Source organism: Geobacillus sp. C56-T2, from assembly GCF_007829715.1.
GTDB classification, from domain to species: domain Bacteria; phylum Bacillota; class Bacilli; order Bacillales; family Anoxybacillaceae; genus Geobacillus; species Geobacillus icigianus.
The window spans coordinates 423,538-440,269 of the sequence record NZ_VJWB01000001.1 but is presented as its reverse complement, the minus strand read 5'-3'; the positions used below and the strand labels follow the sequence as shown (position 1 = coordinate 440,269).

The 16,732-nt window shown below is 52.7% G+C and carries 15 protein-coding genes and 2 pseudogenes; 8 read left to right on the top strand and 9 right to left on the bottom strand.

Annotated features, from left to right (window positions below):
- Nucleotides 1-19: 19 nt before the first annotated feature.
- Both GC56T2_RS02180 and bshB2 read left to right on the top strand, forming a co-directional pair.
- Entirely contained in the window at nucleotides 20-367 is a 348-nt protein-coding gene (locus tag GC56T2_RS02180; protein WP_033020599.1) for a YojF family protein, read from the top strand.
- Between the two features lie 12 nt (nucleotides 368-379).
- Nucleotides 380-1,033, top strand: coding sequence for a bacillithiol biosynthesis deacetylase BshB2 (gene bshB2, locus GC56T2_RS02175; protein ID WP_144972735.1), 654 nt, complete (start codon nucleotides 380-382; stop codon nucleotides 1,031-1,033).
- A 254-nt stretch (nucleotides 1,034-1,287) separates the two neighbouring features.
- Here the strand turns inward: bshB2 and GC56T2_RS02170 are convergent.
- From GC56T2_RS02170 to GC56T2_RS02150, 5 genes and pseudogenes are all read right to left on the bottom strand, one after another.
- Nucleotides 1,288-1,662, bottom strand: a pseudogene (locus GC56T2_RS02170) (PhzF family phenazine biosynthesis protein).
- The gene (locus GC56T2_RS02165) at nucleotides 1,649-2,314 is read right to left on the bottom strand and encodes a precorrin-2 dehydrogenase/sirohydrochlorin ferrochelatase family protein (RefSeq protein WP_144972733.1); all 666 of its coding nucleotides are present in this window, start codon (nucleotides 2,312-2,314) and stop codon (nucleotides 1,649-1,651) included. Before GC56T2_RS02165 ends, GC56T2_RS02170 begins: the two are co-directional and overlap by 14 nt.
- Nucleotides 2,315-2,751: 437 nt before the next feature.
- Complete coding sequence (locus GC56T2_RS02160) at nucleotides 2,752-3,315, bottom strand: hypothetical protein (RefSeq protein ID WP_144972731.1); 564 nt, start codon at nucleotides 3,313-3,315, stop codon at nucleotides 2,752-2,754.
- 203 nt (nucleotides 3,316-3,518) lie between these two features.
- On the bottom strand, nucleotides 3,519-3,890 hold the full coding sequence (locus GC56T2_RS02155) for a DnaJ family domain-containing protein (protein WP_144972729.1): 372 nt from the start codon (nucleotides 3,888-3,890) through the stop codon (nucleotides 3,519-3,521).
- A 1-nt stretch (nucleotide 3,891) separates the two neighbouring features.
- Nucleotides 3,892-6,345: a putative bifunctional diguanylate cyclase/phosphodiesterase gene (locus GC56T2_RS02150; RefSeq protein WP_255515993.1), complete on the bottom strand. Its 2,454-nt coding sequence runs from the start codon at nucleotides 6,343-6,345 to the stop codon at nucleotides 3,892-3,894.
- Between the two features lie 344 nt (nucleotides 6,346-6,689).
- Between GC56T2_RS02150 and GC56T2_RS02145 the strand changes: the two genes are divergently transcribed.
- Both GC56T2_RS02145 and mreBH read left to right on the top strand, forming a co-directional pair.
- Nucleotides 6,690-7,142 (top strand): C40 family peptidase, encoded by a 453-nt coding sequence (locus tag GC56T2_RS02145; protein ID WP_144972725.1) that lies wholly within the window; start codon nucleotides 6,690-6,692, stop codon nucleotides 7,140-7,142.
- A gap of 434 nt (nucleotides 7,143-7,576) precedes the next feature.
- Nucleotides 7,577-8,584, top strand: a complete 1,008-nt coding sequence (mreBH, locus tag GC56T2_RS02140) for a rod-share determining protein MreBH (RefSeq protein WP_144972723.1) — start codon at nucleotides 7,577-7,579, stop codon at nucleotides 8,582-8,584.
- Between the two features lie 254 nt (nucleotides 8,585-8,838).
- Here mreBH and GC56T2_RS02135 read toward each other — a convergent pair whose 3' ends face one another.
- Nucleotides 8,839-10,512: an L-lactate permease gene (locus tag GC56T2_RS02135; RefSeq protein ID WP_144972721.1), complete on the bottom strand. Its 1,674-nt coding sequence runs from the start codon at nucleotides 10,510-10,512 to the stop codon at nucleotides 8,839-8,841.
- Between the two features lie 467 nt (nucleotides 10,513-10,979).
- Here GC56T2_RS02135 and GC56T2_RS02130 point away from each other — a divergent pair, with 467 nt between their 5' ends.
- From GC56T2_RS02130 to GC56T2_RS02115, 4 genes are all read left to right on the top strand, one after another.
- On the top strand, nucleotides 10,980-11,705 hold the full coding sequence (locus GC56T2_RS02130) for a FadR/GntR family transcriptional regulator (RefSeq protein WP_144972719.1): 726 nt from the start codon (nucleotides 10,980-10,982) through the stop codon (nucleotides 11,703-11,705).
- A 111-nt stretch (nucleotides 11,706-11,816) separates the two neighbouring features.
- A complete protein-coding gene (locus tag GC56T2_RS02125) occupies nucleotides 11,817-12,614 on the top strand; it encodes a (Fe-S)-binding protein (protein ID WP_144972717.1) in 798 nt (265 codons plus the stop codon).
- Nucleotides 12,553-13,983: a LutB/LldF family L-lactate oxidation iron-sulfur protein gene (locus GC56T2_RS02120; RefSeq protein ID WP_144972716.1), complete on the top strand. Its 1,431-nt coding sequence runs from the start codon at nucleotides 12,553-12,555 to the stop codon at nucleotides 13,981-13,983. Before GC56T2_RS02125 ends, GC56T2_RS02120 begins: the two co-directional genes overlap by 62 nt.
- The gene (locus GC56T2_RS02115; RefSeq protein WP_144972714.1) at nucleotides 13,980-14,702 is read left to right on the top strand and encodes a LutC/YkgG family protein; all 723 of its coding nucleotides are present in this window, start codon (nucleotides 13,980-13,982) and stop codon (nucleotides 14,700-14,702) included. The genes GC56T2_RS02120 and GC56T2_RS02115 overlap by 4 nt, the downstream gene beginning before the upstream one ends.
- A 46-nt stretch (nucleotides 14,703-14,748) precedes the next feature.
- On the opposite strand, the pseudogene GC56T2_RS02110 reads toward GC56T2_RS02115, so the two are convergent.
- The 3 genes and pseudogenes from GC56T2_RS02110 to GC56T2_RS02100 all read right to left on the bottom strand — a co-directional run.
- A pseudogene (locus GC56T2_RS02110) lies at nucleotides 14,749-15,009 on the bottom strand (NAD(P)-dependent oxidoreductase); the annotation flags it as partial.
- Between the two features lie 106 nt (nucleotides 15,010-15,115).
- On the bottom strand, nucleotides 15,116-15,451 hold the full coding sequence (locus tag GC56T2_RS02105) for a hypothetical protein (RefSeq protein ID WP_144972712.1): 336 nt from the start codon (nucleotides 15,449-15,451) through the stop codon (nucleotides 15,116-15,118).
- A gap of 397 nt (nucleotides 15,452-15,848) precedes the next feature.
- Entirely contained in the window at nucleotides 15,849-16,394 is a 546-nt protein-coding gene (locus tag GC56T2_RS02100; RefSeq protein WP_144972710.1) for a hypothetical protein, read from the bottom strand.
- Between the last annotated feature and the right edge of the window lie 338 nt (nucleotides 16,395-16,732).

The following is a 16,732-nucleotide window of genomic DNA, read 5'->3' as shown; positions in this document are numbered from 1 at the left end:
GCAAAAGGAGGGACTTCGCGTGCAACCGATCGATGCCGCCGCCGTGCAAGAGGCGCTGAACCGCTTGGCCAACCGCGACGTGTACATTCATTTGGAGACGACGAACGGGGCGTACGCCGCTCATCATAATGAAGGGTTTTTTTCTGCCGGCGCTTTCATCCGCAACGCCCGCATCCGCTTCACCCGCGGCAAGATCACCGGATTAGGGCCGTACCGCATCGGGCTGAAGCTAGACATCGGCTGGGTGTACGCCGAAGGGTTAACCCATTGGGAATGGACGAAAGAAGAACAATTGCTGTTAGCGGGACATGACTATGAAGGAAAACTGGCTGTCGCCCTTGAACTGAGCGGCAAGCCGTTTGCCTAAGGAGGGCTTCCGATGAGCGAACGACATGTACTCGTTGTCTTTCCCCATCCGGACGATGAGGCGTTCGGTGTCTCGGGAACGATCGCCCAGCATGCGCAAAGCGGCACACCGGTCACATACGCCTGCTTGACGCTTGGCGAAATGGGGCGGAATATGGGCGTGCCCCCGTTTGCCAACCGCGAAACGCTGCCGTTCATTCGTAGACACGAACTCGAAGAAGCGTGCCGCGTTCTCGGCATTCATGATTTGCGCTTGCTCGGCTATCGTGATAAGACGATCGAGTTTGAGGATGAAGAAGAGCTGGCGGACCGCATCGCCGCCATCGTGGCGGAAACGAACCCATCGCTTGTCATTACGTTTTATCCCGGCTACAGCGTCCATCCCGATCACGATGCATGCGGAGCCGCCGTCATTCGCGCGTTGAAGCGATGGCCCAAAGAACAGCGGCCGACCGTGTATTGCGTCGCTTTTGCCAAAAACTGCGAGCAGGAGCTCGGCCAACCGGACGTCATCCGCGATGTGAGCTCGGTCATCGACACCAAACTCGCCGCCATACGCGCCCACCGCTCGCAAACCGAAGGGCTGATGCAGGCGGCCGCGAAGCGCGGCGACGCGCTCGCGTGGCTAAAAACGGAGCGGTTTTGGACGTACCGCTGGGATGATTGACAGAAGAAGCGGATCTATACAGTCTAAAAAGGGGGTCCCAACGCGACGGATCCCCTTTTCGTTTCGCGCCCGCGTGGAACGATGCCCATCTAGCCGCCCGTAGTAGCTGCTGTCTTGGCTGAAGCTTAGAAGGTTGGGGAAAAAACGCTGGTTCCCTTTATCAATGGGAGAACGCACGAAAAGCAGGACCGATGCATCATGGTTTTTCTAGTTGAGAAATGACATGGCAAAGCCGTATCCAGGATTAATAGAAACTAGCCGCTGCAGCCAGCGCTCCTTTCAACACGGTGACCGCTTCGCCTTCGAGTTGCCCCCGCTACCGTCATCCGCACAACGCCGCCGCTAGTTGTCAAAAAAGAAATAGTCTCTTCACAGCAACGTTCACCCCGCTCCCATAACACATGGGCGCTCGCTAAGGCCGCATGCCCGCACAGAGCGACTTCCGCTTTGGGCGTGAACTAGTGCAGGCGCTAGCCATCTTCGTGCGGAATGAAAAAGGCGGTCTCAGATCAGTTCATCACCGCGACGACACGTTGCATCCATTCGTCCCGAGCCGGCTGCGGCAGCAGACAGGCCGCGGCCGGATTGCCGGCGAACGGCCGAGCGGTGAACGCCTCAACAATGTACATCGGGATCTTCATCGTTCCTGCCCTCTCTTTCTCCGCTTCGTTCTTTTTCCTTCGCCAACAAGCCGGCCAACTCCTCATCCCAGCGGCCGTTTTGCCGAAACGAATCCGCAGCAAGCGCCCGAAACAGCCGCTTTCGCCCCTCAGGGTCCGCCACCTCGCGCAGCACGATGGCGCGGGCTCGCCGCAAAAACTCCAAATACGCCCCGTACTCTTCCCCATACCGCTCTTCAAGCTCGCGGCGAATGCGGCGAGCGACCGCCGGGCTTGCTCCTTCAGTGGAGACGGCGATCGTCAGCGGGCCGCGACGGATGACAGCAGGAACATGAAAATCGCATTGTTCCGGAGCGTCAACGATGTTCAGCAGCTGTCCCGGCGCTGCCGCCCGCGCCACGGCTTCGTTCACTTCTCTGTCGTTCGTCGCTGCGATGACAAGAAACGCGCCGTCCAAGTCATGCGGCGCAAACGTCTTGACGCGCCAGCCAATCATTCCCGCCGCCGCTAACGCTTGCAGCTCCGGTTCGGCTTTGGGAGCGATCATCACCACATCCGCCCCTGCCGCAAGCAGCCCGCGAATCTTCCGCGCCGCCACCTTCCCTCCGCCAACAACGACCGCCCGCCGGCCGCGCACTTGAAGCATAACCGGATATCCCATGGCCCACTGCTCCTCTCGCGATCAACTTTTCTTTTTTCCATAGGAGGTTGGTCATTTCATCGTGGATACGGCTTTACCATGTCATTTTTCAATTAGAAAAACCTTGTTGTAGCGGTCCTGCTTTTCACTCATTCTCCCATTGATGAAGGGAATCAGCGGTTTTTCACCAGCCTTATAGGAGACCGGTGATTGAAGGGAGCAAGCCGCTGATCAAGCCCATTTCTCAAATAGAAAAGCCTCGTCGCATCCGGATCGTCTTTCAAACGATCCCCCATTGCTCAAAAGAAACAACCGTTTTTCACCAGCCTTATAGGCAAAAGGGGAAAAAAAGAAGCCGTGCACGAAACACGGCGTTTTCCCTATATTATATCACCCTTGTGCGACCCTTCCAATACCAACTGGTGTACTGCCATCTGCTTGTTTTTTCCCTTAGTATGTCATCCCTGTTTAACTTCTTGGAGGCATTTCGCCAACCGCTCGTTGTCTTTTCTCATATAGTCGAGCCATTGCGGAAGCAGTTTTTTCATCGCCTCTTGATCATTGTTTTCCATGGCCTGTCTTGTCTGCTCATGAAGCATATGGAGCCGCTTTTTTTCTTCTTTTGTCATCCAATGTTTCTTTTTCCGTAACTGTTTCAGCTCTTGCTTAAACTGCTCTTTCGTAATTTTTTTGTCCGCGAGCTGATCGATGAGCCGGTCCAGCTTTGCCTCCCGCTCTTTTTTCATCTGCTTGTATTTCTCTTTCATCGCCCGTTTTACTTTTTCGTCCTTGAACTGCTCGCGCAGCGCGTTCCGTTCATCGAGCACCTTTTTCCACTCGCCAGCCTGCTCTGGCGTATACGTTTGAACCATTTCCATCCACTTTTGCTCATCGAGCGCCCCGTGCTTCCACATATGTCCGACCGGCAAAGGAAGATGGCCGATTTCATGATGGCCGGCCGCCACCCTTGACGGCATCGCCAGCACGAGGGAAGCAAAAAACGCTAACCATACGTTTTTCATGCTTTTTCACTCCTTTTCTTTTCGGTTCTTCTCCATGGCAACTTCGACCCACTCCATTCACCGTTCATTCACGTCTATGGCGATCTCCCCTTTCCAATGATCATTCCTTCCTATTTTCCCCGTTTTTTGGGCATCATTGCATAAAAAAGTTAAGGAGGTTCGTGAAAAATCGAACCTCCCCATGTTTTATTGAGAAAACTCGTTCAGCGGAATTTTTCCTCGATGCGCCGCCCGTAATCGCGCAGCGCCTTGGCGTTCGTCGGCTGCCGCTTTTTCATCAGTTCCGCAAAGCGGAGTTGTTTTTCCGTCCATTTTTTCGTCAGCTCTTGTTTTTTCTCGTCGTCCTCGCAACAGCGAAGCAAATCTTCAAGCGTCATCAGTTCTTTTCGCAATTTTGTCTCTTCCGTCACATACCCGGCATTTTTCAGCAACAAATACCCGAGCCGCAACTCTTCGGGAATATGGGAAATATCCTCAAGCTCGAGCGGCTTTCCAAAACCGGGCAAATGATCAAACTCGCCGTTTTTCATCGCCTCGCGAATTTTCTCCTCGGCAATGCGCCAAAATCCATCCATTTCACGTCAGCTCCTGTGCCTGCCGCCTCGCATGCTGCTCGGTTAAAAAGTGGACCAATTCCTCATACGGAAGCGGCGGGGAAAAATAATACCCTTGCGCCTCATCGCACCGTTTTCCTTGCAAGTAAGCCGCTTCAGTCTCTGTTTCTACCCCTTCGGCCAGCACTTTTACACCTATATTATGCCCGAGGCGGATAATGGCGGGCAAGATGACATCTTTTTTTCCTTGGATATGCTGGACGAACGAACGGTCAATTTTCAACCGATCGATCGGCAAATCGGTCAGGTAGCTGAGCGAACTGTAGCCGGTGCCGAAGTCGTCCATGCTGATCGTTACCCCGAGCGCTTTTAGCTTCGGCAGGATATCGAGCGCGCGTTCAGTATCCATCGTCATTCGCTCCGTAATTTCCAAATCTAAATGGTGCGGTGGCAATCCGATCTCATCGAGCAGGCGAGCCAATTTGTCCACAAAACGGCGGCTTTCGAATTCGTACGGCGATAAGTTGACGGAGACAGACAAGTGGGGAAACTGGCTGAGCAGCTGCTTCGTCTGCCGGCATGCCGTACGCATAACCCACTCATTGATCGGAATGATCATGCCGGTCTGCTCTGCCAAAGGGATAAACAGCGACGGCGGAATCATCCCTTTTTCCGGATGACGCCAGCGAATGAGCGCCTCCATGCCGATCACACTTCGGTCGTGCAGTCGAATTTGCGGCTGGTAGTACAATTCAAACTCGTCCCTCTCAAGCGCCCGCCGCAAGTCGCGCTCCATCGCCATGTTTTCGTGCAGCCGATTGGCCATCGGCTCGGTAAAAAACACAAAATCACTAACTGCTTTTTTCCGTACTTCATAGCGAGCGATATCCGCCTTGCGGATCAACGTTTTCGCTTCTTCCCCATCTTTCGGATATATGCTGATGCCAGCGTTCACCGTGATGTACAATTCGATTCCGTTGACTGTAATCGGCTCATCGGCTTCCTCGACGAGTTGCTTTGCCATTTCCTCCGCCTTTTCCAGCGTGCTGTCTGGAACAACAGCGAGGAATTCATTTCCACTCCAGCGGCCGATGATCATCCCCGCCTTTTCTTTCCACACCCGCGCCAAGTAAAGCAATACTTCATCGCCGACGGCATATCCGTAAAAATCGTTGATCGTCTTAATGCCAGACACTTCAAAAAAAATAATCGCTGCTTCCTGTCCGTTTCGTTTCGCCTCCGCCAAGCAGCGTTCAACGGTCTTGTACATCGCTTCTTTATTCGGCAGGCCTGTCAGCTCATCATGATTGGCAATGTATCGAATCCGTTGTTCCTTCTGTTTTTGCTCCGTCAAATCACGAACAGCGGCCACCGTCACGTTTTCCCCTTCGTAGTCATAGCGGCGGTGCACGATTTCCGCTGGAAACACCGTCCCGTCTTTCCGACGCAGGTCCATCTCCAGACGTTCGCGCTCCTCATGCGGCTGGCTGAACTTCATCGAGCCGTGAACGATCAATTCGTCGATCGGCAAATGAATGAGCTCGCTTTCTGCATAACCGAGCAGACGGCAGGCCGCTTCGTTGACTTCAATAATCCTCCCGTTTGCGTAAACAATAATGCCTTCCATCGTCATTTCCGCCAAGCGCCGCAACCGATGCTCGTTGGCCGCCAGCCTCTTTTTGTAAGCGGCGAACGCCTTCCGCTCCATTTGTTGATGCAAAGCAAGCAAATAAATGGCAGCGGCGATGAAATAAACGGCCATCATCATGCCCATCGCTTTTTGCCGCTCTTTTTGCAGCCGATGTTCGTATATCGCGGCATCATAATCGATGCCAACGACAGCGTCGACCGTCCCATCCGCGCGGCGCACCGGCATAAACGCGCTGATGCTCCTTCCCCATTCATCGGTCGTTGGGCGCGGCTGCATCGCAAAGTGGCCGCGAAATGCCATGTCGATTTCGGGAACATCATGGCGATAAACCGTTCCGGGCGGAACCGCTTGTTCTTTTTCGCCGTCAATGCGCCCGTTTCGATTGTAATCTGTCGGCGGAGCAACGACAAAATACAGTTGGCCGTTTTTGTTCTTTTTCATCGTGTATATGCTCAGCACGCGGCCGCGGGATTGCCATCGCTCCAGCGCAGCCATGATCTCGTCATACGCAGGCAGGCGCTCTGCGTGCCCATCCAAGCGCTCATGCCCCATAGCGGCCAAATCACCGGCGACCATGGCCGCCACTTGCTTCGCGTTTTCCTCGTACTCGCGATGCTCATGCTGTTCCATATAATGAATATATCCCTCTCCAACTCCGAGAAGCAAAAGAGAAACCATCGCAAAACCTGCCGTCAACTTCGGTGCGGCTCGCCAAGGCATGCGCTTCCAATGCCGTTTCGCCATCCAATGCCCATATATACAGACAACACCCGTTATCAACAACCATCCGAAGAAATAGAACACATATTCTATATGGTTCGACATGATCCATCACCGCCACCTATTTTTCGACTCTCCTCTTTTTTCAATTATACGGCGGCATTCCCCGCTTTCGCCCCCCTCCCCCGTTCCTATTCATTCGACAGCTTGCGACATTCATACACGGGTCATAGGACAATAGTGTCAAACGAGCGAGGCGTTGCTACAGGAAAACAGACGTTCAATGGAGCACAAAGAAGCACGTCGTTAGGATGAATCATTAGGACGAAGTACTATATCTGTAACTGTATTGTAACATTATTTAATTCAACTGTAAAAAACAACATAGCTTTCCTCTGCTATACTAGAAACGTCGAAACGAAACGGAGTTTGTCGGGGGTTAGGAAATGATGAAAAAATGGCTCACGCTTTTGTCGGTATTGACAATCGTTCTTTTTTCCTCCTTCTTTGTAAACACTTCCAACATAGATGCTGCCGCCAATAAAACGCGGCTCATCGCTGAAGCGAAAAAACTGCTTGGCACTCCTTACCGATATGGCGGCACAACACCTAAAGGATTCGATTGTTCCGGATTTGTTTACTACACCCATAAAAAAGTTGGTGTTACCTTGCCGCGCTCTTCGAAAGAAATGTATAAAAAAGGTACATATGTACATAGGTCGAAATTGCGACCAGGCGATTTAGTGTTTTTCGACACTTCCAAACGGACGAAAGGCGTCTCCCATGTAGCGATTTATATCGGCAACAATCAAGTCATCCACGCTGTGTCGCGCGGTGTGAAAATCGACAATTTGAACAACCCGTATTGGAAGCCGAAGTATGTAGGAGCCAAGCGGCTGTAACGGTTGTCTTATAACAGCATAGAAGGCTGGTGGAAATCGGCTGATCCTCCTTAGTCAATCGGCAAATGAACGGAAAGCAGAACCGATGCAACAAGATTTTTCTAAATTGAGACATAACATGGCAAAGCCGGATCCACGATTACATCACCAGCCTCATAGAGTGATTTCAAAAAAAGCGGCTCTCCGCAATCGGAGAGCCCATATTTATTCATAGGGGATCGGGGGAATACTTGGAAAACGTTACGCTATTATTCCTTTCCCCTTTTTTCATTTTTTATACACGAAAACAAAAAAATTTTTCTTTCCTTCATCAGCTACGCCGCCGATCCCCCCTTGTGTCTTCCGCCTCACCGTCATAAATACCCGTTTCGTGTCGAATGTTATAGATGATGGGCTGTCTGTTCATCGAACTTGGCAAAAGAGAGGTGTTTTGGTTGTTTGTTTCTTCAGAGCTCGGCATTGACTTAGGCACGATGAATGTCCGGCTGTTTAGCCAAACGAAAGGGCTCATTTTTGACGAACCAGCGGCGGTCGCCTATCATCGCCAAGCGGACAAGCTCATCGCCATCGGCCAACGAGCAAAAACGATGATCGGCAAAGCCCCGGTCCACGTCGAGGTCACCTATCCGTTGCAACATGGCGTGATCGCCGATTTTGAGCGCGCCAAAACGTTGTTGCAGGAAGTGTTTAAACAGTCTAGCAGACAGCTTGGCCTCTCCTTCAAAAAACCGAACGTCGTCATGAGTGTCCCGTTTCACGCCACCTCCGTCGAGCGCCGTTCTTTTTACGAAATCGCCAAACATTGTGGAGCCAAACATATTCACCTGATTGAAGAGCCGGTAGCCGCAGCCATTGGCGCGGACTTACCGGTCGGTGAACCTGTCGCCAATGTCATCGTCCACTTGGGAGCCGGAAAAACGGAAGCCGCGATTATTTCGTTTGGCGGCGTCGTTGCCTGCCGTTCGCTCCGCATCGGCGGCAATCGGCTCGACGAAGATATCATTCAATATGTTCGCCAGCGCTACAATTTGCTAATCGGCGAACAAACCGCTGAACAAGTGAAAATCGAAATCGGCAGCGCTCCCGGGACGTCTTTGACACAAGGAATGACGATTCATGGTCGCGATGTGGTCACCGGATTTCTTAAAGCCATTTCTCTTGATCCCGCCGAAGTGCAGCATGCCTTCAAAGAATCGCTTCTGCAAATCGCCGAAGCCATTCGCGCCGTCCTTGAGGAATGCCCGGCCGAACTGAGCGGCGATATTATCGACCGCGGCATCGTTCTCACCGGGGGCGGGGCCTTGCTTCGCGGCATGGAACAATGGCTTGGCGCCATGCTGCATGTGCCGGTGCATGTGGCGCCCAACCCGGCTGAGGCGGTCGCCATCGGCACCGGCAAAGCGCTGCGGGCGATGCCGAAACAGCTCGGCGCGGCGCTGTAGCGCGCTCCTTTCTCCCAAAAACGAGCGAGCCGCCGCCTGATGCAGCTGGTCTTCGCCTTTTATCATGAAAACCGTGTGTCACCGTTTGGCCACACCGCCCATGAGCACAACGGAAAACTTCGCCACCATCACGAAAAACCCCACTTCCATGGCGGGGTTTTTCGTTGATCATCCGACTTGTTGATAGCGGAAAAGGGGCCGAGCTTGGCGCCTCTCTTCCCCCTTCGCCAAGCCCCGTCCCCCCTTCGTTGCCGTTATGGAATCATCCATGACAATACCGTCGATTGCAAATAAACGAGAATGCCAATCAAGATGATTAAGAACAAGCTATGTTTGACCGTGAAGCGGAACAAGTCGGATTCTTTGCCCGTCAAACCGACGGCCGCACAGGCGACGGCGATCGACTGCGGCGAAATCATTTTCCCGACGACGCCGCCGGAGGAGTTGGCCGCCAACGCCAGCACTGGATCCATGCCGATCGATGTCGCTGTCACTTTTTGCAAGTTGCCAAACAATAAGTTCGACGACGTATCCGAACCGGTAATAAACACGCCGAGCCAGCCCAAAATCGGCGAGAAGAATGGGAAAAATGCCCCCGTTTTCGCCAGCACCATTCCGAGCGTCGTGCTCATGCCCGATGAGTTGGCGATATACGCAAAGCCGACGACCGAAGCGATGGTGATAATGGGGTATTTCAGCTCATTCAACGTTTCCGCAAACGTCCGCACCCACTCTTTCCATGAAATGCCGACAATGAACTTGCTCACGACCGCGGCGAGCAAGATGGCCGTGCCGGCCGCACCAAGCAGCTCAAGCTTATACACCGCCGCGATCGGTTGGCCGCTCGCGTTCAAAATTTGGTTGTTCAACCCCGGCACCGGCGGCATAAACGTCAAATGCGAGCCAATCGCATTGACGGCCTTCAGCAACGCGTTTGTTCCTTCATAATGACCGGTGAGCGCCGCCTTTACCTGCGGGATGCCCCAAAGCGAGATCAAAGCTGTCAGCACGAGAAACGGCGACCACGCGCGGAACACTTCCCAGCTGCTGTGCGTTGCACGAGCCGCTTGTCCGGCAGCCGCCACCTCCGACTCGGTCGCAAAGCGGAAGGTGCTTTTCGGCTTCCAATATTTCAAAAGGACAGCCAACGCGACGATTGAAACGAGCGAGGACAAAATGTCCGGCAGCTCCGGTCCTAAAAAGTTCGATGACAAATATTGCGTCAGGGCGAACGACACACCCGAGACGATAATGGCCGGAAATACTTCCACGGTCTTTTTCCAGCCCGCCATAATGAGAACAAGATAAAACGGGATAAAGATCGATAAAAACGGCAGCTGCCGCCCGACCATTTTCGAAATTTCCATCGCCGGCACGCCAGTCGGCCCTTCCATCGAGATGATCGGAATCCCGACCGCCCCGAACGCCACCGGGGCCGTATTGGCAATCAAACAAATACCCGCAGCGTAAAGCGGGTTGAACCCTAATCCGACTAGAAGCGCTGCCGAAATCGCTACCGGCGCGCCAAACCCGGCCGCCCCTTCCAAAAACGCCCCGAACGAAAAGGCAATGAGCAGCGCCTGCAGCCGCCGGTCTTCAGTGAGCGAAATGACCGAGTTGCGAATGATGTCAAAATGGCCGGTCTTCACCGTCAGCTTATATAAAAAGACAGACGTAATGATGATCCAGCCGATCGGAAGCAATCCGTACACCGCGCCTTGTGTCACCGACATGACCGCTTTTCCAGCTGGCATTCTGTAAGCGATTACAGCCAGCACAACAGCAAGCAGCAACGTCGTCAGCCCTGCAACATGCCCTTTCATCCGTTTGACGGCCAACGCCCAAAAGAAATACAAAATCGGAATGAGTGCGACAATCGCCGATAACCAAAGCTGATCAGCAATTGGCGTAAAATCTTGCTTCCACATGCGGTTTTCTCCTCCCCTTTGTGCCCGACTTGGCGGCGTTTGCAAATAAACACCCACTTATTTTCTCTTTCACTCTTCCAGTCATCAGATGACCGGATAAGAGCGCCATCTGTCTCAAATTATAAAAGCGTTTTCGGCAAAAGACAATAGGTGTTTTTGTATTTTTTTGAACTTTCGATCCATTGTGTTTCCTCACGCCGATGTTGACAGGCAACGGGGATGACCATCCTGCTTGTCGATACGGTCAAAGTTTCTTGACGATGTTGACGACAACCCAGCCCGTCGCCTTCACACTTCGCCATGCGCGATGATGGAATGGCTGGTTTTCCACGAACCGCTGACGCCCTCGTCTACCGGCAACAAAAAGCGCTTGTCTCGAGCGATGATGCTGTATCATAATAGACAGTGCAGGAGCTTTCCTTCCTCACAATCGGAAAGCTACTTTAATCATATTTGAGGTGGATCCATTGGCATTTAAACGGATTAAAACAAAAAAAATTTACGAAGAAGTGGCCGAAGCCATTTTTGATATGATTAAAAACGGAGAGCTAAAACCTGGTGATAAACTCGATTCCGTTCAGCAGCTGGCCGAGCAGTTTCAAGTCGGACGGGCCGCCATTCGCGAGGCGCTCACCGCCTTGAAAGCGATGGGACTGATCGAGCTCAAACAAGGGGAAGGAACGTATGTGCGTGAATTTGACCCAACGGTGATGACGTTTCCTTTATCGATTGCCGTCTTAATGAACAAGGAAGATATTTGGCATTTGCTTGAAGTGCGCAAACTGCTCGAGGCAGGCGCGGCCTCGCTCGCCGCCGCCAAGCGGACAGACCGCGACCTCGATGCGATGACCGAAGCGCTTCGCCAAATGAAAGAAGGGATCGGCAGCGATGAGCTTGGCGAAAAAGCGGATCTGGCCTTCCATATGGCGATTGCGGCGGCGTCGCAAAATCCGATGTTGATGAGTATTATGAACAGCGTTTCCGGTATGATCGTCGAAACGATGCGGGAGACGCGCCGCATATGGCTGTTTTCGAAACAAACGACGACCGAAAAACTGCTTGCCGAACACCAAGCCATTTTCGAAGCCATCCGCGACCAAAATCCGGACGCCGCCCGGGCGCGCATGCTGGAGCATCTGACCAATGTCGAAAACGTACTGCGCCGCTACATTCGCACTCAGCAACCGGACTGAGTGCGTTTTTTTTTCAAAAAAGGGCTACGAATCGGAAAAAAACATTTTATAATAGACATATAGTCATCAGATGACCTGTTCATTAAACTCGGTACACGGGAGGGAGAACCGATGAAAGTCTCGTTATTCGTCACCTGCCTCATCGATCTCTTTTATACGGAGGCCGGCAAAGCGACCGTCGAACTGCTCGAGCGGCTCGGCTGTGAGATTGATTTTCCCGAGGCGCAAACGTGCTGCGGACAGCCGGCGTATAACAGCGGCTATGTCCAAGAAGCGAAAGAGGCGATGAAACAAATGATGCGCGCGTTCGCCGATGCCGACTATGTCGTCACCCCATCCGGCTCATGCGCGGCCATGGTAAAAGAATACCCGCACCTCTTCCGCGGCGACCCCAAATGGGAAGACGAAGCGAAGCGCCTAGCGGCGAAAACGTACGAGCTGACCCAATTTCTCGTTGACGTGCTGAACGTCGAGGATGTCGGCGCCTCGCTCCCCGGACGGGCGACGTACCATACGTCCTGTCACATGACAAGGCTCCTTGGCGTCAAAGAAGCGCCGCTCCGCTTATTAGAACATGTCGAAGGGCTTGAGCTTGTTCCGCTGCCGAACGCCCATCAATGTTGCGGGTTTGGCGGCACGTTTTCCGTCAAAATGGGTCCGATTTCCGAACAAATGGTAGATGAAAAAATCGCCCATATCGACGAAGTGGACGCCGACTACGTGATCGGCGCCGATTGCGGCTGTTTACTCAACATCGGCGGACGCATCGAGCGGCTCGGCAAACCGATTCGCGTCATGCATATCGCCGAAGTGTTAAATCAGCATAGCGAAAAGGAGGGGAACGACAATGCCGATGAAAATCGAAAACGGGCCGTTTTGGAAACGGGTCGAGGAAAACTTGCAAAATAATTTTATGCGCGGGGCGGTCGCCGGCATGCAAGACCGCGGCTATGTGCGGCGGCTTGGCGTCATTGAAGAGCTCGGCCATTGGGAGGAGTGGCGCTCGCTCGCTGAACAAATCCGAAAACATACGCTCGAAAACTTGGATTATTATTTAATGCAGCTTAGTGAAAACGTTGCCAACCGGGGCGGCCACGTCTTTTTCGCCCGGACGGCCGAAGAAGCGAACGACTACATCCGCCGCATCGCTTTGGAAAAGCAAGCGAAAAAAATCGTCAAATCCAAATCAATGGTGACCGAGGAAATCAATTTAAACCCGGTGCTTGAAGCCATCGGCTGTGACGTTGTCGAAACCGACCTCGGCGAGTACATTTTGCAGATTGACGATCATGACCCGCCGTCGCATATCGTCGGCCCGGCGCTCCATAAAAACAAAGAGCAAATTCGCGACGTCTTCCGCCGCAAGCTTGGCTATACGAAATCGTCCGATCCGGTTGAACTTGCCCGCCATGCCCGCGAAACGCTGCGGCGCGACTATTTGACGGCTGACATCGGCATCGCCGGCTGCAACTTCGCCATCGCCGAATCAGGCTCGATCACGCTCGTGACAAACGAAGGCAACGCCGATTTAGTGACCGCGCTGCCGAAAACCCAAATTACGGTCATGGGCATGGAGCGGATCGTTCCGACATTTGAAGAAATGGAAGTGCTTGTGAGCATGTTGACACGCAGCGCCGTCGGACAAAAATTGACGAGCTACATCACCATCCTCACCGGCCCGCGCGACGAAGGGGACGCTGACGGACCGGAAGAGTTCCATCTCGTCATCGTCGACAACGGGCGCTCATCGATTTTAGGCACGGAGTTTCAGCCGGTGCTGCAATGCATCCGCTGCGCGGCCTGTGTCAACGTCTGCCCAGTGTACCGCCATATCGGCGGCCATTCGTACGGCTCGATTTACTCCGGCCCGATCGGTGCGGTCTTGTCGCCGCTCTTAGGCGGCTATGACGACTACAAGGAGCTTCCGTACGCATCCTCCCTTTGCGCGGCCTGTACGGAGGCATGTCCGGTGAAAATTCCGCTTCATGAGCTGCTCATCAAACATCGCCAAATCATCGTCGAGCGGGAAGGAAAAGCGTCGGTCGCGGAAAAGCTGGCGATGAAGGCGTTTCGCCTCGGGACCGCCTCGCCGTCATTGTACCGGTTCGGCACGAAGTTGGCGCCAAGCGCCTTCGCCCCGTTTGCCGAAGACGGGCGCATCACGAAAGGCCCCGGCCCGCTCAAAGCGTGGACGGAAAGCCGCGAATTTCCGGCGCCAAGCAAAGAGCGGTTCCGCGATTGGTTTCGCGATCGGCAAAAAGGAGGGAATCCGTCATGACGCGTGGTGCTATTCACAACCGTGACGCGTTTTTAGAACACATCGCCCATCGCCTCGGGAGAGCTCCCCGCCTGTCCGGCGTCTCCCAGCCGCAATGGAGCGATCAGCCGCAATGGAAAGTCTTGGCTGGCTATAGCCAAGACGACTTGTTGGCAGTGCTTCGCGAACAATGTAAACTGATTCACACTGATTACATTGAGACGACAAACGCCGGACTTGCTGGGGTGCTCAAGCAACAAGTCACGGCTTATGGCGGCGGCCCGGTCATCGTGCCGGATGACCCGCGCTTTGCCGAATATGGGCTGTCCGCCTTGCTCGGCGACGAATGGCCTGCGGAGCGAACAGCCATCCATATATGGAATCCGGCGCTTGGACGCCAAAACATTGACGCCGCCGAACAGGCGAACGTCGGCATCGCGTTCAGTGACATCACCCTCGCCGAGTCAGGGACAGTCGTTTTGTTTTCGCGCAATGAACAAGGGCGGGCCATTCACTTTTTGCCGAAGACGTATATCGCCATCGTTCCGAAAAGCACCATCGTGCCGCGCATGACGCAAGCGGCGGCGCTCATTCACGAGCAAATCGAACAAGGCGCCCTCGTTCCGTCATGCATCAACTTCATCACCGGCCCGAGCAACTCCGCCGACATTGAAATGAACTTGGTCGTCGGCGTCCACGGGCCAATGAAAGCGGCGTATATCATTGTCACCGACCGGTAAGCAACGCGAAACGGTGCCCCTTGTTCATCGGGCACCGTTTTTTCGTTCAATATTGCCGGCTCACATCGACCGCATTGGCAAGCGGTTCGCCCGTTTCGATGCGGCGGAGCGTGTCTAAAACGCTATGGGCGGCGGCGTCAACTGATGTCAGCGCCGCGATATGCGGAGTGATGATGACATGCGGATGACCCCATAGCGGCGAGTGCAGCGGCAGCGGTTCTTCTTCAAACACATCGAGCACGGCGAGGCGCACATTTCGGTTTTCCAGCGCCCCGACAAGCGCCGCCTCCTCGACCGTGGCGCCTTTGACGCTTCCTAAGAGGAAGAAAAGCCGTTTCTCCCCCACTTGACCTATGAAGCTTGGCACTTCTCATTCGTTGAAGTCAGCATCTCCCGCACTAATTTGCGCGGTTCTAATGATGAAACGGGCTTACAGATACTTTAGTGCGATTTTTCCCATCGGTAACCACAAGCAAAATCTTTCGTCCTCTTTTTTCATAGACAAAGGCCGATCCCCATCTGTCAACTTGAATCCATTGTCGTTTCTCAAGCTCATGAGCATAATAGTCAGCAATTTCATCGGCAGACAAAGACAAAACGACAAACTCCACCCTATCGTCTACCGATTGAATTTGGCTCGCTTTTGGATGCAAAGGAATATCTTCATACCCAGGGACAGTCTGTTGTTGCCGACATCCTGAGAAAAGAATCATCATAAAAATGAACATCAACGGGATGCCTACGCGCACTTCATCTTCCTCCGCTCCCACAGACTTAAAACTCTCAGCTTTGGAATACGTCCATAGCACGCGGAATTTTTGCTGGACGATCTATCATGAAACTCCCCAAATTCGAACATGTGGAAAGGTATTTTCATTCTTTCGATGGTGACAAATTTTTTTCGTCATGGAAGTCTAGCATCACACTTCGCAGCAGGTGATTGTATAACAGCGGTTTCCCCTAGTCCATGAACGACGGTGTGAAAAGAATAATCGGGGTTGCAAGGTTTCTTTATTTGAGAAATGATACTGGAAAACCTGTAGACGCTAGGAAAACCGCCTTTTAGGTTAGTTCACCCAATAGTAATCCGTCACATGGAGGAACCGTGTCGTCTTCGCTCCCAAATCCCAATGACGGTGATACGTATCATCTTTTCGAATACGTATCTTGACCGCTCACCTTGACAATCAGCCAATGACCATCCCGTTTGGCCAAGGTAGCGAAATAAGGAATGTTCGCTTCCTTGGTCATCACGGCTTCATTTGATCCCGGAAACATAGATTCGTACTCAACTGAAACGAAGACCTGAACCTTGGCTGTTTTGCCGCTAATCTCAACATTTTCGAAGACAGGATGAACCTTTACACTCGTATATCGAAATCCAGCACGAGCAGCCGGTTCCAAGTAATGTCTTCTCACATAGGCACGCTCGCGGCTTTCCTCTTGTTCGGAAGTGTCCGGATCATAAAACGATTTTATGTTCACCTGTGGATCGATCATTAGACGCCATCGTGCCTCTAAAGCTTGAACAATGGTCTGCTGTACAGCGACAAGATCACGGTCACTTGAAGGGCTTGCTACTAAACTGAAAGCTGTAGCCGTGCTCCCCCCTGAGACAAATAGGCTTGCTAGTCCTGCGACAAAGACAATCAGCGAGGCGATCAATCGCTTCCACTGTAATGGGCGAAACATAACATTCACTCTCCTTTGCTATTCCCTTTTTCCATCAATCATACCAACACCAATTCAGTTGAGAAACACAACGCGAAGCCATTTTAATCTCGTGGATTCTCCCCTTTTTCATGACAGTTGTATAGCTAGTGAGGTAAACCGGCTGGATTCTTAGTTCAGAAAGTTGAATTCCGTGGTCGTTGTGGAGTCACAAAGCGATGTGGAAACGAGTCGCGTTTTTAGCACATTATCAAAATTGATTATGATTACGGGAACATTGAACTCCAACGCAATATACAGTCGTGAACTCCCTTTCGAAAGAAAGAGGGTGAAAAACAGGAATGTTCCTGTAAAGAAAA